At 64.9% G+C, this 19,409-nt stretch carries 15 protein-coding genes; 5 read left to right on the plus strand and 10 right to left on the minus strand.

Going from position 1 to position 19,409, the window contains the following annotated elements; all coding sequences use genetic code 11:
• The first annotated feature begins 159 nt into the window (after positions 1 to 159).
• The 3 genes from A8V01_RS07590 to A8V01_RS07600 all read left to right on the plus strand — a co-directional run bounded on the left by A8V01_RS07590 (position 160) and on the right by A8V01_RS07600 (position 3,401).
• Entirely contained in the window at positions 160 to 1,470 is a 1,311-nt protein-coding gene (locus tag A8V01_RS07590; RefSeq protein WP_103095322.1) for an MFS transporter, read from the plus strand.
• Positions 1,471 to 1,568: 98 nt separating this feature from the next.
• Positions 1,569 to 2,675, plus strand: a complete 1,107-nt coding sequence (locus A8V01_RS07595; RefSeq protein ID WP_103095323.1) for a rhodanese-like domain-containing protein — start codon at positions 1,569 to 1,571, stop codon at positions 2,673 to 2,675.
• Positions 2,676 to 2,852: 177 nt separating this feature from the next.
• Positions 2,853 to 3,401 (plus strand): DUF4136 domain-containing protein, encoded by a 549-nt coding sequence (locus tag A8V01_RS07600; RefSeq protein WP_103095324.1) that lies wholly within the window; start codon positions 2,853 to 2,855, stop codon positions 3,399 to 3,401.
• Between the two features lie 27 nt (positions 3,402 to 3,428).
• Here A8V01_RS07600 and A8V01_RS07605 read toward each other — a convergent pair whose 3' ends face one another.
• From A8V01_RS07605 to A8V01_RS07650, 10 genes are all read right to left on the minus strand, one after another.
• Entirely contained in the window at positions 3,429 to 4,562 is a 1,134-nt protein-coding gene (locus tag A8V01_RS07605; RefSeq protein ID WP_103095325.1) for an MFS transporter, read from the minus strand.
• Positions 4,559 to 5,359, minus strand: a complete 801-nt coding sequence (locus A8V01_RS07610; RefSeq protein ID WP_103095326.1) for a DeoR/GlpR family DNA-binding transcription regulator — start codon at positions 5,357 to 5,359, stop codon at positions 4,559 to 4,561. Before A8V01_RS07610 ends, A8V01_RS07605 begins: the two co-directional genes overlap by 4 nt.
• Before the next feature lie 144 nt (positions 5,360 to 5,503).
• Positions 5,504 to 6,235, minus strand: coding sequence for an energy transducer TonB (locus A8V01_RS07615; protein WP_103095327.1), 732 nt, complete (start codon positions 6,233 to 6,235; stop codon positions 5,504 to 5,506).
• Positions 6,232 to 6,708: a YbaN family protein gene (locus A8V01_RS07620; RefSeq protein WP_103095328.1), complete on the minus strand. Its 477-nt coding sequence runs from the start codon at positions 6,706 to 6,708 to the stop codon at positions 6,232 to 6,234. The genes A8V01_RS07615 and A8V01_RS07620 overlap by 4 nt, the downstream gene beginning before the upstream one ends.
• A complete protein-coding gene (locus A8V01_RS07625; RefSeq protein ID WP_103095329.1) occupies positions 6,692 to 7,297 on the minus strand; it encodes a biliverdin-producing heme oxygenase in 606 nt (201 codons plus the stop codon). The genes A8V01_RS07620 and A8V01_RS07625 overlap by 17 nt, the downstream gene beginning before the upstream one ends.
• 21 nt (positions 7,298 to 7,318) lie before the next feature.
• The gene (locus tag A8V01_RS07630) at positions 7,319 to 8,821 is read right to left on the minus strand and encodes a surface lipoprotein assembly modifier (RefSeq protein WP_103095330.1); all 1,503 of its coding nucleotides are present in this window, start codon (positions 8,819 to 8,821) and stop codon (positions 7,319 to 7,321) included.
• A gap of 55 nt (positions 8,822 to 8,876) precedes the next feature.
• On the minus strand, positions 8,877 to 9,671 hold the full coding sequence (locus A8V01_RS07635) for a Slam-dependent surface lipoprotein (RefSeq protein WP_103095331.1): 795 nt from the start codon (positions 9,669 to 9,671) through the stop codon (positions 8,877 to 8,879).
• A 126-nt stretch (positions 9,672 to 9,797) separates the two neighbouring features.
• Complete coding sequence (locus A8V01_RS07640; protein ID WP_245892373.1) at positions 9,798 to 12,941, minus strand: TonB-dependent receptor; 3,144 nt, start codon at positions 12,939 to 12,941, stop codon at positions 9,798 to 9,800.
• A gap of 160 nt (positions 12,942 to 13,101) precedes the next feature.
• Positions 13,102 to 14,085 (minus strand): FecR family protein, encoded by a 984-nt coding sequence (locus A8V01_RS07645; protein ID WP_170065870.1) that lies wholly within the window; start codon positions 14,083 to 14,085, stop codon positions 13,102 to 13,104.
• A 175-nt stretch (positions 14,086 to 14,260) separates the two neighbouring features.
• Entirely contained in the window at positions 14,261 to 14,800 is a 540-nt protein-coding gene (locus A8V01_RS07650; RefSeq protein ID WP_103095334.1) for a sigma-70 family RNA polymerase sigma factor, read from the minus strand.
• A 222-nt stretch (positions 14,801 to 15,022) separates the two neighbouring features.
• Between A8V01_RS07650 and A8V01_RS07655 the strand changes: the two genes are divergently transcribed.
• Positions 15,023 to 17,836: a TonB-dependent receptor gene (locus A8V01_RS07655; protein ID WP_103095335.1), complete on the plus strand. Its 2,814-nt coding sequence runs from the start codon at positions 15,023 to 15,025 to the stop codon at positions 17,834 to 17,836.
• Positions 17,837 to 17,915: 79 nt separating this feature from the next.
• Positions 17,916 to 19,409, plus strand: a 1,494-nt coding sequence (locus tag A8V01_RS07660; protein WP_103095336.1) for a sulfatase, incomplete at its 3' end; no start/stop codon positions are given.

Genomic DNA, 19,409 nt, shown 5'->3' on the forward strand with positions numbered 1-19,409 from the left:
CACGGGTCGGGATGAAGCCGACCTCGCGTCCCGTGCCTGATGGCCGAAACCAGACGGTCAATACCGGCGGGACAATGAAGCCACCGCACCTGCGCGAAGAAATCGGGGGTGCCCCGTACGTGCTTCGGGCGCACCGATCATCACGCAGCAGGAACCCGAATGAGCCAGATCGAACCCTACGGCGCTTTCGCCTCGCGCGATTACCGCTTCTTCTTCGCGTCGCGCCTCGCCAACAGCTTCGGCACCAACATCATGATGCCCACGCTCGGCTGGCAGATTTACGCGCTGACCCGCGATCCTTTTGCGCTGGGCATGATCGGCATGGCCGTGTTCATCCCCGTTGTCCTGTCGAGCCTGCCCGCCGGACAGGCGGCTGACCGACTGGAGCGCCGGCGCGTCTACATGACGGCGCAGATCGTGCTGATCGGATCGGCGCTGAGCTTTTGCATGCTCACGCTTTCAGGTGTCACGGCTCCATGGGCGTTCTACCTCGACGCGGCGCTTTTCGGCGCGGCCAAGACGTTTTCCATGCCGACCGCAACCGCGTGGATGCCTCATCTGGTAGAGCGCAGGCACTTTCCCAATGCCGTCGTGTGGACCTCGTCCACTTACCAGATGTCAAGCGTTCTGGGCCCTGCGCTTGTCGGCCTGACGCTTTATGCCTTCGGCGAGGCTGTGACATATGCCATGGCCGCGGGGTGCTATCTTGCTTCGTGGATGCTGGCCTGTCTGGTGCGCATCCGCAGCAGGGGCGCGCATCGCGAACAGCACGGTCTGGCGCACATCTTCGCGGGCTTCACCTACATCTATCGCAGCCGCCTGATTCTGGGCGCGACCACGCTGGATCTGTTTGCACTGCTGCTGGGCGGCGCCACCGCGATGTTGCCCGTCTACGCCCACGACGTCCTCCATGTGGGGGAAGGCGGATTCGGCCTGCTGCGCAGCGCACCGGCGCTGGGGTCGGCCGCTACGGGCATCTTCCTGGCCCATCGCCCGCTGAGGCGCGGCGTCGGCCGGTTCATGTTCACGTCGGTGGTGGTCTATGGCTTCATCGTGATGGCATTCGGCCTGTCGAAGAACCTGCCGCTGTCGATCGCGCTGCTGGTGCTGCTCGGCGCGGCGGAAACGGTCGGCGCCTTCGTGCGCCAGACGCTGGTGCAGTTGTCCACCCACGATGACATGCGCGGCCGCGTGACGTCAGTGAACATGATGTTCGTCAGTGCACGCAACGAACTGGGCGATGTCCAGTCCGGGTTTGCAGCTTCGCTGATCGGGGTCGTGCCGGCGGTGGTGCTCGGTGGGCTGGGCACCGTCATCGTCGCCGTGCTGTGGCAGCGCATGTTCCCGGCGCTGCGCAACGTCCAGACCTTCGAACAGGCCCTGCCCGAACGCGCTTCCCAGTCCCCCCAATCCGGGCCCCGTCCTTGCCCCTCTTGTCCTCCCGATAGTGTCACGCAAGCGCGGGCCTGAGACGGGAAATAAATTCCTACAAGAAAGATAGGAATTATGAATCGCCATCCTGCGCCAAGCCGATAGCTTCCAGGTTGTCCGCTTCGAGGAGACCAAGCATGACTGACCGAAAGATTGACAGCCAGACCTTCGCCACCTGGCTCGATGACGGGGCAGAACTGGCTGTTCTGGATATCCGCGCAAAGGAAGACGCCGTCGGTTACGGCTCTCCCCTGTTCGGCACCAGCCTTCCTGCCGATCGGGTGATCGCCCACATCGACCGCTCAGTGCCCCGCCGGCACATCCGCACCGTGCTGGTCGACGGCGGGGACGGCGCAGCGGAGCGGCTGGCCGCGGAACTGTCGGCAGCGGGCTGGACGGCGATCCATGCACTGGAAGGCGGCTTTCCCGCATGGCTGGAAAGCGGCTTCGCAGACCGCTCCTTCGACATTCCGGGCCGGGACTTCTCGCTTGGCGTGCAGGCGGAAAAAGGCACGCCCGCCATCACCGTGCAGGAACTGGCCGAGCGGCGCGGCAACGGCGAGGACATCATCGTCATCGACACCCGCACCGTGCCTGAATACACCCGCGACCATGTCCCCGGCGCCGTCAACATTCCCGGCGCGGAACTTCTGCTGCGCTATAGCGAGATCGTGCCTTCGGCTGAAACACAGGTGGTCGTGTCCTGCGCCGGCCTGCCGCGCGCCATCCTTGGTGCGCAGACGCTCATCGACGCCGGGGTTCCCAACACCGTCGCGTATCTGGACGATGGCACCGCAGCCTGGCGGCGCGCAGGCTGGCCGCTGGAAGAGGGCCTGACCGCGAAGTACAAAGCCGCGACCGAAGCCTCGCGCCGGTTCGGTCGCGATCATGCGGCGCAGCTGCCTACGGCCGGCCGGTTCCCCGAAATCGACCTTGAGACCGCGCACCGCTGGGCCGCCGACCCGCAGCGCACCACCTATCTGCTCGACGTGCGCACGCCCGAGGAATACGCGGCAGAGCATGTCACCGGTTCGCTGTCTTCGGAAGGCGGCCAGTTGCTGGGACTGTCCAGCCGCACGATCGCCACGCGGGGCGCACGACTGGTGCTGATCGACGATACCGACGGCATCCGCGCCCGGACAGTGGCGCACTGGCTGTCACGCCGCAATTTCGAGATCGCGATCCTGCGCCATCCCTTCGGAGGAACCGCAGCAGGAGAGCGCCGCGCAGTCGCAACCGCCTGAGAACTGTTCCGGCCCGGCAAGCATTGGCTGCCGGGCCGGTTGCCATGGCCCGCGCCATCCTTTCGCCGTCTCTGCCTGCCGGGCCTCGGGTTGAGAACAAGGCTCTCTCAGGGACAGTCCCTATGGATACCGGCCGGGCGGCGTCCGACGATCTCTTCGTACATGAGGAGACAGGTTATGATCTTGCGGGCCGCGACATTGGTGAGTGCTGTTTTTCTGGCCTCATGCGCAACCGCACCTACAGTGAAGTACGATGCCGATACATCGGCGGACTTCACCCGGCTCAGGACATATAGCTGGGCCTATTCCACGGCCCCGCAAGGCGCGAACCCGCTTACCGTCCAGAAAGTGAAGGCATCGGTGAATGCCTATCTCGCCTCACGCGGGTACACACAGGCAGAGCCCGGCGACTTTGCCCTCGGGTTCACGCTGGGCGCGCGTGACCGCGTCGAAGTGACGCAGCTGGGCAACTACGGACCGTACTATCGCCCATGGGGCCCATACGCGGGCTTCGGCGGATGGGGCGCGGGCTACAATTCCGTCAACGTGCGCAACGTCACCGACGGTATGCTGGCGGTCGATATCTATGACAGCCGAACGAAAGCCCCCGTCTGGCACGGCACTGCAACGCAACAGATATCCGGTGACACGCCCAGTCAGGCCACGATCGATGGTGCGGTCAGCGCCGTGCTGGCCAAGTTCCCGCCGCCCGCTGACCAGAAGTAACCGGGACGGCGGGATGCGATCAGGCGATCAGTCCCTGGTCGCCGTCGCCACGCCTGCGCAAAGTGGGACGAGAACCAGCAGGACGGCCAGAATCCAGAACGCATTCGGCAAGCCGATCACCTGCGCAACAAAGCCGACGCCCGCAGGACCGGCAAGGATGCCCGCATAGCCCACCGTCGTCACCGATGCGATGGCAAGCCCGGAAGGCATGACCGTCTGCGCGCCGGCCTGACGGAACAGCACCGGCACCGTGTTGGAAGCGCCAAGACCGATCAGCAGAAAACCCGCAAAGGCGATCATCGCAACCGGCGCAGTCAGCAGCACGACATAGCCGACGATGGCCAGCACGCCGCCCCACAACATCGTGCGGCGATCGCCAAGGCGGGCGACAACGGCATCGCCGGTCAGGCGTCCCAGGGTCATGGCAATGGCGAACACGCTGTAGCCAAGCCCGGCCTGTGCGGTCGGCACCAGCCCCTTACCGCTCAGCAGCAGTGCGCCCCAGTCCAGGATCGCACCTTCCGTCAGGAATGTTAGCGCCGCCAGCAGGGCCAGCAGGATGACGATGCCGCGCGGCACCACGAACAGCGCAGGCTCATCCACGCGGGGCGTCCTGATGAAGTGCGGCGCGGCCACGATCAGCGTGACAACCATCAGAACCGCCGCCACGATCGCGCCCGTCACCGGGCCCAGCCCCATCGACAGCCCCAGCGTCATCATGGAAGCGCCGATAAAACCGCCAACGCTGAACAGCCCGTGGAAGCCCGACATCAGCGGACGGTCGGCGCGCTTTTCCACTTCCACGGCATGGACGTTCATGCCCACTTCGATCACGCCCAGAAAGCCGCCAAACAGCAGCAATGCTGCCGCCATCGTCCAGATATCCGGCGCGAAGGCCAGGAACGGCAGCAGCACCGCCTGCCCGATTCCGCCCGCGATGACCGCAGGCCGAGCGCCGATGCGCGACGTAAGCGGCCCGGCAAGCTGCATTGCCACCACCGACCCCAGCCCAAGGCACAGCAACAACAGGCCCAGAGTGCCGTCATCGACAGCAAGCCGGGCCTTGGCAAGCGGCACCAGCGGAGCCCAGCAGGCAACGCCGAACCCGGCCACAAGGAAAGCGGCCCGCGTGGCGTGCCGTGACGCGCTATCCTGCTTCACTGTCCGTAACTCCGCCGGTCTTCTTGCTGCGGATCGGCGCGCAGGACGTTCGCACCCGCCATTTCCATTTCGGAAACGAAGTGCTCCGGTGCATCATGCGGAACCACGACATGATCGATGCCGGTCAGATCGACGATCTGGTGGGGCGCTCTGGCGCCAAGCTTGTCATTTAAAACAAGCACAATCGTGCAGCGGCTGCGTGAAACAAGCGCGCGTTTGAATGCGGTATCGCCCGCATCGAAAGCGCTTGCCCCGCCTTGCGGTGAAAGCGCGCAGGCGCCCAACAGGCAGACATCGATGTTGAGCCGTGATACCGCCTCGATCGCGGCGCCATCGACACAACCGCCGATGGCCGGATCGACGCCGCCACCGACCAGGAGCACAGGAAGATCCTGCCGGGCGGCCAGCGTTGCAGCGGCTTCGATAGAATTGGTTCCGACCGAAAGGTTCTCGTCGTCCGGCAGCACTTCGGCTGCCATGACATTGGTGCTGCCATTATCGAGAAATACGAAACTTCCCCGAGGGATAAGGCTGATGGCGGCCTTTGCCAGCGCTCTTTTCTGCGCCAGCCCGTCGTTCAGCCGCGCCGCGATCGGCAAGGCACCGGACGCCAGCGGGACTGCGCCTCCATAGACCCGCCGACAAGCCCCGGCCGCCGCCAGTGCACGCAGATCGCGCCGGATGGCATCTTCCGAAACGGCAAATTCACTTGCCAGAGCGGTGCTGCTGACCGGCTCTCCGGCAAGAAGGCGCGATGCGATCAGATCGCGTCGGGAAGAGGGAAGCTCAAGGGACATGAACCCCCATTATTGCACGATCACGATTCGAACAAGCAACATCGTGCACGCGGTATCGTGAAGCAGGCCCGCCTGACGGCACGCAAGCCCCCCCCTGACCGCTGCCGGGAAGCTGCGTCCCGGTCGGGACCGTGCCGCCAGGGTTCAGCGCAGCCTGAATTCGATCGGCACCGTCAGTTCCACCGTGTCCGGTCGCCCGGCTGGGATCGCCGGAAGCGGCTGCGCAAGCCTGACGGTTTCCAGCGCCGCCTGATCGAGCGTGAACGAGCCGGACTTTCGCACGATTTGGCAGGCCAGCACCGCGCCTGCCCGGTTCATCGTGAAGCGCACCTGCACCACGCCCTGCTGCCGTGCGGCGCGGGCGCGCGGCGGATAGCGGCGGAAACGCTCCAGATGCGCCAGCACCGAAGCCTCCCAGTTCGGCCGTGCTTCGCTGGACAGGCGTGGCGCGGCAGGCGCCTCGATCGCCTTGGGCGCCGTCGTCTGCGGTATGGGCGGTCCGGGGTCGACCAGTTCGACCGGCGCAGGGTCCTGTGCCTTTGCCCCCGGCATGTCGGACAGCAGGATCATCGGCGGCGGCGGCGTGTCAGGCCGGGGTTGCGGCACGGCTTCCTGCCGTTCAACCTGCACAGGCCCCGGCGCCACTTCGCGCACGGGCTCGGGCGGGGCGGAAAGCGGCTGCAGTGCGACGGTCAGGGGCGCCGAGCGCGGAAGGATGACGCGCGGCGCCGAATGCCAGGCGAACAGGCTGACGCCAAGCACCACCCCCGCGACCGTGGCGGTCCCGGAAAGACCGGCAAGCCGCGCCGCCAGAGGGGGCGGCTGGTCGCAATAGCGCTGGCTTGCATGGATCGTAAGGACGGCCTCGTGTCTCATCCCTGCTCTCCCGGTTCGGGACGGCGGACGATCCATGTCGCCCAGAACAGCAGGAAGGCCGCCAGCACGCCGGCTGACAGGGCATGCGGGTGGACATGGATGCAGAACATCGCAAAGCCGAAAGCCATTCCGGCACAGGCCAGCGCCTTGGCATGTCGCGGCACGGCGCGGCTGTCACGCCACGCCCTCAGCGCCGGGCCGAAACGCGGGTGTCCCAGCAGCCACGCTTCCAGCCGCGGCGACGACCGGGCGAAGCACGGCAGGGCCAGCAGCATGAAATCGGTCGTCGGCAGCAGCGGAACAAAGATGCCCACGAAGCCAAGACCCACCAGCAGCAGACCGATCGCCAGCCACACGCCGCGTGCCACGCGCCCGCGCTTCAGGACGCTTGCAGACGCAGGGACCGGAGCAGGGACCGGAGCAGGCTCCGCAACAGGCAAAGGCCCGCCCCCCGCCTCAGCCAAGTTGCGCATCGATATGGCCCTGCACCTGCGCGAACGCGGCCTTCGCGCCGGCGTCGGCAAGCGCCTCTTCCGCGTCGGACAGTGCGATGGCGTCCAGCGCTGCGGTGAACGCCCGCCAGTGCGGGGCCGGACCCTCGCCCGAGGGGGCAAGGTGGCGTGCACCGAAGCTGTCGGACAGCGAAAGCTTGGCGGCTTCCTTGCGCAGCAGCGCCGCACCCATGTTGGACCCTTCGGCCACGTAGAGCCAGCCAAGCGCGGTGCCGCGGTTCACCGCCTCATCGGCACCGAAGGCGGGCGCGTCGGCGTCAGGCAGGGCCAGTCCAAGATCGGCCATGTCGGCCAGCACCAGCGCCATGCGGCAGCGCGATGCCAGTCCGGGCAGCGCCGCCTGCAATCCGGCGTCGGCGTAAAGCGCCTCGATGTCGCGGTGGAACAGGTACTGGATGCGCAGAAAGCGGGCGTATCCCTCCAGCGTTGCAAAGGATGCCGCGCTCATGATCGCATTGTCCACGCCTTCGTGGACCGACCGGGTCGCAGCCTTGAGACGTTGCGCGCGGCCTTGCGCCGCCTGCGGGTTTTCGGTGATGGTCAGGGTCATGGCAAAGTCTCCTTCGGGTGATCAGAAGTTGCGCCCAAGGCGCAGGGCAACGCTTGTGCGGCGATAGGAATAGAGCCAGTCCACCGTGCTCTCGACCCGCGCGTACTGGAGCACCAGTTCCGGCACGAGCCCCGCGAACTTCAGTGCCGGGGCGCTGGCGATGGCCGTCACGTTGTACTGATCGTCCTTGCGGGTGGCGGCGAAGAGTTCGCTGTAGGTACGGTTCCGCCGCTGCCGGTACGAGCCCAGCACGAAGAGGTTGACGCTCTGCCCGAAGGCCTTGTTCGCGCCGATCCTGCCGCCCCACTGGCGATAGCCCTCATCGAAACCCGGCGTGTTCTTCACGGCAAGATCGACGCCCGCAAACAGAGTCAGGCTTGGGGTAAGGGCGTACCAGCCGGTCAGGCCCACGTCGCCAAGCGGACCGCTCTGCGCCTGATAGCCGGACAGGGTGTAATCGAACCGGCGCAGGTTGCCTTCGAACCGTCCGGTGAACCGGGGCGAGAAGGTATGCGTCCATTCGAAGTTGCCGCCCGCGGCACGGTAGAGCGCCGAAGACCCCAGTGTGCCCAGTTCGAACGACGGGGAAAGCGCGATCTGGTCCCTCGACGTCTGGTAGTCATACCCCACCCGGACGATCGCGGTCGCCTGGGAATAGCGGTGATGCTGCGGATAGATGTCGCCGAAGGCGATCACGCGCGCTCTTACCCCGCCGTGCCCCGCCAGCGGCACCCGCCGGTTGAGCACGCCTTCGAACGACAAGCCCGCCGCCTTGATCGCATCGGGCACCTTGCGATCGATCAGGCACGTGCCATCGTCCATCGACAGCAGGCAGGCGTAGCTTTGCGAAGACTGGTTGACGTTGGTGCTGTAGCTGGGCCCGAATGCCAGATTGCCCTGCCACCCATTGCGCCGGGCCAGCGCCGCAGCGAAAGTGTCCACGCTTCTGAGCACGCCCTCGGCATGCGCGCCTTCGGTGACGAGACGCAGGCGCAGCGCCCTGAAGGCCCGCTGCGCTTCGCGATCCTTGTGGTTTTCGAACAGTACGCGCGCCAGTTCCAGCTGTGCGGGCAGGAAATCGGGCTTGGCGGCCAGCAAGGCGCGATAACGGCTTTCGGCCTCGGACAGCCTGCCCGCGTTGCGCGCGAGCGCCCCTTGTGCGTACAGCACCAGCGCCGCATCGTGGCCGTCCAGCTTGCGATAGGCGGCCAGAAAGCGGTCGACATCGCGCCACTGCCGGCGCCCGATGGCGATGTAGAGCGCCTTGCCGACATCGTCCACGGTGTCCCTGACCGTATAGGACTGACCATCGATCACGATCGTCGAGGGCGCGGCGTCCGGCTCGGCGTCCTCCAGAGTACGGCGATCGTCTTCGCTGCGCCGGCGATCGAGTTGCTGGTCAAGGCGCAATCTCGTGTCGCGGCCATTGTCCACTTGCGCGGCCGCCGGATGCGCGAAAGCGATCATCGTACACAATATGCAGGAAATACCGGATGCAAAACGGGCCATCGTCTCGAAATTCATAGATGCCGCCGGAAGACCGGGGCCGCTTGCGGCAGCCCCGGTCCGGTTGGTCTGGTCAGTTCTTGGTGCCGCCGAACGCGGTGTCGTATTGACGCGCGGCGGTGCTGCCATTGCCGAACTTCACGTAACCGGCGAGCGCTTCGACGTTGGCGCCGAAGAACTGCCCGCTGACCGTGCCGCCCGTGGCAAGCGTGGCGGTAGCGCTGGAGGCGCTGGCACCGGCGCCCGAAATCGCGCCGCTGCTGTTGATCGCCGCCGTGCCGATGTTCACGGTGTACGAAGAGGCGGAATTGGTCAGACTGCCGTTCAGCGTGCCCGCGCCCCCGATGAATGCGGCGTTGAAGGTGCCCGAAAGCAGCCCGTTGCCCGCATAGTTGCTGATGCCCTTGACGGTGTAGCTGGCGTTGCCGCTGGTCGGGATCGCCGTGGTGGCGTTGGTGCCGCCGTAGTAGACGGTGTGACTACCGCCGCTGACACTGCCGGTCTGCGACCATTCGCCGAACCACACATCGTTCGATCCGGCCTGCGCGAAATCGAAGCGGCCGTACTGGCTGTGATCCGTCTCGGCATTGGTGGTGTTGACGAAGCTGGTGACTTCGTTGTTGCCAAGGATCGCCTTCAGCCCCTGGAAGTCGATGCGCGTCGTAAGGCCGGTGTTGGGCACGCCGATGCCGACGCGGCCGGGCACGTGGATCGAACCTGCCGACACCGTGCTGACGCCGATATCCACCTTGGTGCTGTCACTGGATCCGCCAGTGATCGTCGCAGTCTGTGCCTGCGCCGTTCCGGCAAGCACGGCACCCGCCAGGGCAGTCGCGGCGGCGAGGGTTTTGAGATTCGAGAAATTCATTCTACTTCTCCTGCGATTTGAGCGCCTGACCCGTTCAGGCGCTTGCATCCAGGGTCGTCATCCATCCCGGTCTTTGCACGGACGTGAGGGATGGGTGGCGGCCCTGAAACCTTGGGGAACCCGTGTTCAGAACCTGCCGGTCAGGCTCATCCGCACCGTCCTGCCGGGGGCGGGCAGCATCGATCGCGAAAGCGGGTCCAGATAGTAGCGATTGTTGAGGTTCGTACCGACGAGTTCGGCCGTGAACCGGGCGTTGATCCTGAAGCGGGCATAGGCATCGACGGTGACGATCTCTCCCCAGGTGTAGGGGATGTTGAGGGCGCAGGCGCCAAGGCACCCGTTCTCATAGTCGGAGAACTGGGCCAGTTGCGGGTTGTCGTAGCCGCTGTACCAGGTCAGCCGCCCGCCCACCTCAAGCCGGCGTTGCAGGAAACGGCCGCCGAACGACCAGTTCACGGTATCCTCGGGCGTGGCCTGCGTAAGCAGGAACCCGGCAAGGAAGCCGTACTTCACGCAATTGGGCATCCGGCCCGAACTGGGGTCCGTCAGCGCCGCCACGCTTTCATCGCAGACCTTGTTCGTCGTCTGATGACCGGCGCTCAGATCGGTGAAGAAGCGCCCGTTGTCGAAGCGCGCCTGCAATTCGAACCCGGCGATCACCTGCCTGTCGAGGTTGCTGAACATCAGGTGCGTGTCGCGTTCGATCACGTCATGGGTGGTGTTGCGATACCAGGTCAGCTTGATATCGGCGTGCTGATCCTCTCCGCCCATGCCCAGCAGCGGGCGCAAGTCCTGGACGAAGGCCGCTTCCCACGAATGGATGCGCTCGGGCTTCAACTGGGCCATGGGGTTGATCGAGGCCGAAAAGCCGATCGTGCTTTCGAACATGCTGGGGAAACGATAAGCCTGTGCATAGCGCACGTAGGCGCGGCTGGCGTCGCTCAGGTACACCGTGGCCGAAGCGGAAGGCGCCCATCCGTGGCCGGACTTGCGCGTGGCCTGCGTCACCGCGACCGCGCGCGTCACACCCTGCGCAACGCAGCTGCCCGCCGCGTAGTTCTCCAGGCTGTCGAGCGATCCGTTGAGGCAGATGTTGTCGGCCCTGCTGAAGTTGCCATTCGCATCGGGCAACCAGTCCGTTCCGACTTGCGGCATCTGGAAGGTGTACGGATCGGCCGCATAAGTCGCCACTTCGGCCGGCACGATCAGGTCCAGCAGGAAATCCGGGATACCCTGCGCACTGTAGAACGCGCGCCGATAGGCTTCGAAATCGGCAGCGCCATAGCCTTCCGTGCTGTAGCTGGTCGTGTACCGGTCCGTGACGTAATAGTTGAGCGACCCGCCGTTCAGCTCCAGCAGCTTGGGCAGGAAATCGTCCTTCGCCCAGTACCCTGAATAGGCCAGCCCCGCGTTGAGCTTCAGGAAGCGGACGGGCTGCCATTCGCCGGTCAGGTTGATGCGATATTCCTCCCGGCGGCCGGCGCGGGGATATTGCCTCCAGCCGTTGGCCATCGCGGTCGAATATTCGTCATCCGAGCGCAGCTTCTCATGCTGCCAGCTGGCATCGAGCAGCACGTTGAGGTTCGAGGCGAGGTTGAACTGGTTGCTGGCGCTGAACCCGAAGCGGTTGTTCGTGGAATTGCTCAGCGCGCTGTTGATGATGATCGGATCCTCGACCGAGGCCGCATTGGGATATCCGCCCGCGCTGTAGGTATCGCTGACGGTGTGCGTGGCCCAAGCCGTCGCCTTGAAATCGATCAGCTTGCTGTCCGGCTGCCACTTGTATTCGGCATTGTAGGCTTGCGCGTGGACCTTGCTTTCCGGCCACTGGACATTGCCGAAATAGCCGCCGGCGGTCGACATGATGCGCGAAGGCATGATCTCGCCAAAGCGGGTGCGGCTGTCGCGAAAGCCCACTTGCAGGTACTGGTCGTCGGCGATGTGCCAGGTGCCCTTGAACATCCAGGATTCCAGCCTGCTCGACGTGTTCGGCACCTCGTTGCCGGGTTCGTAGTTGAGCCCCAGCCTGCGGACGTAAGTGTCCGAATTGATCGGCAGGTCGTCCTGCTGGTAATAGGAGGCTGCGGTCTTGCCCGAGAAGTAGTTGCCTCTCTCGCGGAACGCGTAGGCGCCGAACAGGTCGATATCGCCGACACGACCGGCTGCGGCCAGACGGATGGCGCGGTCCCCGGCGGAAAACGCCTCGTTGTCCTGCGGGGTCCGCAGGTCCACCCGCAGCGAGGGGTCGGCATAAGGGTACGTCGGCGTGCCGGAAGTGCCCGGCGATCCGGGGAAACCGGGCACCGTGGTATAGTCCTGCCCCGTCAGCAGCGTCGGGAATCTGGGGTTCGTGGAGTTGTTGCCCCCTTCCACCCTCAGTTCGAGGCCGAAGGTCTGCCCGGCGGAAAGGATGTCATCGACATCGAGCGTATCGATGACCACCGCACCGCCCGTCGATCCGTTGACCCCGCGTACCGACACCGGGCCCTTGAGCACCTGCACGCCGGAAATCAGGCTGGGATCGATGTAGCTGCGGTTGCTCGCCCCGTTGTACCCACGCCACACGGTCAGCGCCTGTTCGGTGCCGTCGATGATGACCGGGACGCGGCCCGGCCCCTGGATACCGCGAATGCTGGGATCGATCGCCCCGCCGTTGCGGGCGTCGCCGCTGTAGACGTTGACCATCCCCTTGAGCACGTCGGCCGTGTTGACGCCCTTGTACCGCTCGATCTCTTCGCGCCCCGCGTAAGTGGAGGACATGTCCTGATCGTAGATGGCGTCCTTGAGCCGGGCATCCCGCTGCGCGCCGGTTTCCGAGGCCGCATCGATGCCCTGGCCTTCGACCCTCAGCGTGCCTAGGCTTACGGCCTGATCCGCTCCCGCGATCGGCTGGGCAGGCGGCGCCCGGTACAGCGTCACCACGTTGCCCTCGATCCTGAAGGCAAAGCCGCTGGCGGCAAGGAGACGGGCAAGCGCCTCCTGCGTCGTCATCCTGCCGCGCACGCCGGGACTGCGCTGCCCCTGCAGGTCGGCCGCGTTTATGCTGACTTGCAGCCCCGACTGGCTGCCGAAGTCCATCAGCGCCTCGTCAAGCGATTGTGCCGGGATCGCGAAAGTGTGCACGGCACCAGCGGGGGCGGCTTGCGCCACGGCCGGTATCGACCACAGCGCCACTCCGGCCGCCGTCGACGCCATCAGCAACCCCGCGATCGCCCTGCCCCACTTGTCCTGCGCACGCCCCGACCGCCCGCGAATTCCCCCCGAAATCACCAAACCTGCTCCATCCGCTCAAGTGACATGTGATAAATGCTAATGCAATGCATTCGCATATCACTTGACGAGCGAGGTCAGCGCATTTCCGGAAGAATTTTCACGACAACATGCAACACCATGAAAAATAGATTTTTTTTTCGGGTTTATCCGCGCAAGGTCACTCAACCGAGACGATCTTCACCCATGGCGTCAGGCGCGTAACGCGAAGGGGGTGGACCTTTGCGATGGCGGCAAGCGCGGCGTCCGGATTGCGCAGATCGTAAATGCCGGTCACCCGGCGCGATGCCAGTCCGGGGCCACGCGCGAGGATATAGCCGCGATACCACGGGCGCAGATCTTCCAGAACTTCACCGACCGGCCGGTCCTTCACGAACATCCGCCCGTCGATCCATCCGGCGATGCGGTCCGCGCGAACGGAGCCGCGCCGGGCATGGCCGTCAGGGCCGCGCGTGGCTACATCACCCTTGTGCAGCACCATCGTGCCCGCCGGGCCATATTTCACGGCAACCGTACCCCGCCGCACCGCCACGGAAGCCTTCGCCGATATATCATCCACTTCGAAGGCCGTACCCAGCACGGTGACCACGGTATCGTCCGCAAGCACCCTGAACGGACGATCCTTGTCATGCGCAACGTCGAAAAAGGCGCGCCCGCGCAACAGGTGCGCCGAACGCTGCCTGTCATTCACGTCAAAGGCCAGCGCACTGTCCGGACCAAGGGCCACGCGGGTCCCGTCTTCCAGCACGACCTGCCTGACTTCGCCGGTCCCGGTGATATCGCGGGCCTGCAGGCGCAGCGCCACGTTGGGCAGCAGCACCAGGCCGAGGCAGGCAGCGGCGGCGACCGCTGCCACCACGCGCCGGCGGCGGACGAGCCCGCCTTGCCATCTCCTGCCACCGCTCAAAAGCGTGACCTTGCGCGAAGCAGGAAGGGTCGCGATGTGGTCCGGATGCGTTCCCGTCAGGGCAAGCGGAAGGGCAGCCTCCACTGCTGCGGCAAGGTCGAGCGCCCTGCCCCAGCTTGCGCGATGCGCCGGGCTACGTTCCTGCCACTGCGCCACTTGCGCGTGCAGGGCATCGTCGTCCGGCCGATCGTCGAGACGCACCAGCAGGTCAACCGCCTCGCGATCGAGCGCGCTCATGTTCCTGTCTTCTCCGGTCATGGAACCCGCGTACTTCCCATCGAACGTCTGGATCCTGTGTGCCCTTTCGTGAGGCCCCGCGTGAGGCCCCATGTGCGGCCCCTGTGCGTGGCCTCCTTGTACCTTTCCTGACGAACGAGCCGCGCCGATTTCCGGAAATTTTTCACCATGCCCGTCATCGCCCCCTGCCCAGAGCTTTCCGGCAACGCTCCAGCGCGGTCGCAACCAGTTCATGGGCCACGCTTTTGGACAGCCCCAGACGCGCGCCCACTTCCACCAGCGTCAGCCCTTCGACGCGGTTCAGCAGGAACGCCCGGCGCGTGCGATCGGGAAGACCGGCCACCGTGTCCAGAACCCGCGCAAGTTCGTCGGCCGCCTCGACCTGCGCCTGTGCCGAAGGCTGATCGCTGGCGATCTGGTGCAGATCTTCTCCCCCGTCGTCGGCAAACAGCCGTCCTTCCAGAGCCCGTCGCCGTCGGCTGTCGAGCGCAAGATTGCGCACGATGCGATAAAGGAAGCGCTTGGGGTCGTCTATCGTTTGCTGCTGCGCGGACCCTGTAAACCGCCCCCAGGCGTCCTGCACGATGTCTTCGGCCTGAGCGGCATCTCCGGTGATCGCCGCCGCATAACGGACAAGCGCAGCCCGGTTTTCGACGAAGAAGCCAAAGTTATCCCACGCTTTTCGTCCCGTAACTGTCCCGGCTGGCTGGTCCATGCCGGGGGCCTAGCAGATCGGTTGTTGCGAACCAATCTCAAAAACTGCACCACCCCGGCCTTAGTATGCGTCGCATAGGATTTCTTATTTATAATATTAATACTTGACGCCCGTTAAGTCCGTTGCCTATCAAACTGCAACGGCTGCACCACAACCCGATAACGGGAGTGGGCGGCCACTGCCGGCACCTGCATCCCTGTGTCGGTCAATGGGGGAAGTTTGATGCTGAATACGAGGGCAACCCGTCATATCCTTATGCTTGGCGCCGGTTTTGCCGCGCTCAATGTCGGCGTGGCCGGCGCGCAGGATGTGCAAGGCGACACCGAAACGACACTGGCGGAGCCCGAAGCCGGTCAGGACATCGTCGTAACCGGCATTCGCGCATCGCTGGCGACCGCGCTTGGCGAAAAGCGCAACACCGTGAACATCGTCGACGTCATCAATGCCGACGACGTGGGCAAGCTGCCCGACCAGAACCTTGCCGAAGTGCTGGAGAACATTTCCGGCATCCAGATCGACCGCGCGCAGGGCGTGGGCAGCAACGTTTCGATCCGTGGCTCTTCGCAGAACCTCGTGCTCATCAACGGACGCGCCACGACGCCTTCGGGCGACAGCCGCGGCGGCATCAGCTTCGGGGACGTTCCGGCCGAACTTATCGCATCCGTCGCCGTGACCAAGGTGGCGACGGCTGACCAGCTGGAAGGTTCGGTGGGCGGCATCGTCGACTTGCGCACCTACAAGGGCCTTGGCCTTAAGGCGCCGATCGCGTCGATCCGTACCGAGATGGAGTATGCCGAATACTCCGACAGCTACAATCCCCGCATTTCCGCCGTTTTCGGCAAGAGCTTCGACACCGGCATCGGTGAAATCGGCATCGTCCTGTCCGGCGGCTACAGCAAGCAGACGGTGCGCGAAGATGCCCTGAACGTGCGCTACGCCGCACGCACCACGGTTGACCTTGACGGCGACGGCACCAGCGATCCGTACCTGCGGCCCAACTACGCGCAGCAGTTCAACACCGTGCGCGACCGCGAGAACAAGTCCCTTACCGGATCGATCGAGTGGCAGGCATCGCCCGAACTCAAGCTCTTCGTCGACGGCACGTACATCGACCAGTCAGTGACGGGTGCGGAATACGGCGTCTTCTTCCACCAGCCCAACGATATCTCCGAACTGCCCTATCTGGATCAGGCGCAGATCGACACGATGAATTCGGGCGGATTCGATTATCGCCTGATGACCAGCGGCCTTGTCGGTGACACACGCCTGCGATCGCGCAACAGCAGTCCGACGCGCTTTACCGAAAGCTACATCGGCGCAGTCGGCGGCGAATGGACTAAGGGCGCGCTCAACGTGAAGTTCGAAGCCAGCCGCGCCGGGTCCAACAGCGATGAAGCCGGGTTCGAAATGGTATCGCAGTACAGCGATCCCTCCAGCTCCGACTTCAACAACGAACGCGGCAAGATCAGCCCGCCGGTGATCCTGGAGATGACCGACGACCTGCTCTACTTCGCGCCCGACCCGGACAGCCCGCTGTGGGCCAACAAGGCGAACCCCGCCTACTGGAGCGCGTTCATCGCGCGCGACAACGAAACGCGCTTTCGCAACGTGGAGAACGCCCAGCGCCTTGACGTGAAGTGGGACGCGGACCTTGGCCCGCTGCGCTCGATCGAGATCGGCACCCGGTTCAACCAGTCCAATTCCAGGCGCGATCGCTTCACCCAGGCATCGCGCACCTTCCCCGGCTTCAGCGCCGCCGACCGCCCGGACCTGTTCGACATCGCGCAGGATGATGTCTTTGCCGACACCGGATATCAGTACATCGGCGGCTTCATCGTGCCCGCATCGGTCACGCAGGATCCGGCAGCCGCGCGCGAGGCGTTCGGCCTGCTGCCCGTGGCGCCGCAGGACTATGCCGCCAGCTTCAGGGTCAAGGAAAAGACCGTGGCGCTTTATGCCAAGGCGAACCTCGATACCGAGATCGCAGGCATGGCCGTGCGCGGCAACGCGGGCGTGCGCTGGGTCAGCACAGACCAGACCACGATCGGCAACGCCATTTCCAGCGGCGTGATCTCGCAGATCGTCGACAAGAAGAACTACAAGTTCTGGCTGCCCAGCGCGATGCTTTCCATCGAACCGATGGACAAGGTGATCGTGCGCGCATCCTATGGCCGGTCGATGCGGCGCCCGGACTTTGCCCAGCTTTCGCCTTCGGTGAACTTCCCGCTGGTGGGTGACGTCTATGTCGGCACCGGCAATCCCGAACTGAAGCCGCAGACCGTCGACCAGTTCGACGCGGCGGTGGAATGGTACTTCGATCGCAATTCGATCCTGTCGATCGGCGGGTTCTACAAGAAGTACCACGATCTCGTGACCACGGTGGCGATCGCGCCGACGCTGATCGATCCGGCGGGCAGCAGGTTCGATCCGAACAACTGCGCGACGGGCATCTTCAACCCGGTGGCGGTGGACCTGACCGGCAATGTCGGCGTCTGCGTGGGCGTAAACCAGCCGCAGAACGCAGGCGGAGCGACGCTGAAGGGCCTCGAAGTCGCCTTCCAGCACAGCTTCACCTACCTGCCCGGCTTCCTCGACGGGTTCGGCGTCATCGCCAACTACACCTATCAGGACGGCAAGCGCGATGCGACCTTCACGGTGCCGGGCATCGTATCGGGCAGCGGCGCGGCGGCTGTGCTGCCGTTGCCTCTGCGTGACCTTTCGAAGAACAACTACAACATCACGCTGTTCTACGAGAAGTACGGGCTGAACGTGCGCGTGCGTTACACCCGGCGCGATCCGTTCCTGCGCACGGAGGCGACCGACCTCAGCAACAACCTGCCCTGGTATCAGGACGATCGCGCGCAGATCAACGCCAGCGTCTCCTATGACGTGAACGACAGGTTCGCCGTGACCTTCTCGGCGATCAACCTGACCAACGAACCCAGCATCGAACGGGCCATCTTCGCCGATGGTCCGGTGGGGCAGTACCGCGCCGCCGATCGCCGCTTCGTGTTCGGCGTGCGGGGCAAGCTGTAAGAGGTTTATTGGAAATTCGCTGCTGGCGAATTTCGCGGCCATGGGTCGTCGACGGGATAAAGTACGAAAGGGAATGCCCATGAACCTTGGCAAAAGAACGCGCCGCGCCGTTACCTCGCTGCTCGCATTCACGATGCTGACCGGCGCGCCGCAGGCTTTCGCGAAGGAGGCTCAGGCTCAGGCGCGGGCCCAGGCGCAGGCGGCAGCGCGTCCAAACGTGCTCTTCATCCTGATCGACGACCTGAAGCCCGCGATCCATGGCTATGGCGATCCTACCGCCATCACTCCCAACATCGACCGTCTGATTGCGCGCGGCACCCGTTTCGACCTTGCCTACGCCAATCAGGCGGTCTGTGCGCCCAGCCGCCTCAACCTGATGAGCGGGGCGCGTTCCACCACCTCGGGCATCTACGATTTCGGCATGAACCTGCGCGATTTCATGCCCGATACGGTGACCCTGCCCCAATACTTCATGAAGGCGGGCTACCGCGCGGAAAGCATCGGCAAGGTCTTCCATATCGGCCATGGCACGGTGGGCGATCCGCAGAGCTTCTCGGTCCCGCCGCACAAGGACCACGTCATCGAATACGTCTCCCCCGAAGCGCTGGCGGTCGGCCGCACGCGGGAAGAGGCGCTGTTCAACGAATTCGAACTGCCGGATGAGGACGTCTGGGAATTCTCCCGCACCTTGCCCAAGGGCGTCGCGTGGGAAGACCCCGACGTCCCCGATGACGCCTATGCGGACGGACGCACGGCGGACTATGCCATCGGTCGCCTCGATGCGCTCAAGGGCGGCGCGCAGCCGTTCTTCCTTGCGGTGGGCTTCGCGCGCCCGCACCTGCCGTTCTCGGTGCCGAAGAAGTACTGGAACATGTACGATCCGGCCAGACTGCCCATGCCGCAGTTCGAACGGATGCCCGATGGCGCGCCTGCCTTCGCGGGCAAGGTGGGCGGCGAGATCAACGCCTATACCCCCGTCCCCGCCGATACGCCCGAAGCGCAGTATCCCGATGACCTGAAGCGCAAGCTGATCCACGGCTACTACGCGGGCGTCAGCTATACCGACGCCCAGATCGGCAAGGTGCTGGACGAGCTTGAGCGCACCGGCCTTGCCGAAAACACCATCGTCGTCCTGTGGGGCGATCACGGCTACCACCTTGGCGACCATGCGATCTGGACCAAGCACACCAACTATGAACAGGCGACGCACCAGCCGCTGATCTTTGCCGGACCGGGCGTGGCCAGGGGCGCTTCCACGCGCCAGCCCACCGAAACGGTGGACATCTATCCGACGCTGGCGGCTCTGGCCGGCTTGCCCGCGCCCAAAGGTCCGCAGCCGATGGACGGCATCAACCTGAAGCCGGTGCTGGAAAATGGCGCGACGCGCCTGCGCGGTTATGCCTATCACTTCTACAACCGCCCGCACCGCTGGGGTCAGGCGATCCGCACCGAACAGTACCGCCTGGTGCGCTGGACGCACGACGAGACGGGAGAGCGGGTCTACGAACTCTACGACCTCGTCAACGATCCGGGCGAAACCCGTAATGTGGCCTCGGACAAGCCCGCAGCGGTG

The organism is Novosphingobium guangzhouense (assembly GCF_002896965.1).
GTDB classification, from domain to species: domain Bacteria; phylum Pseudomonadota; class Alphaproteobacteria; order Sphingomonadales; family Sphingomonadaceae; genus Novosphingobium; species Novosphingobium guangzhouense.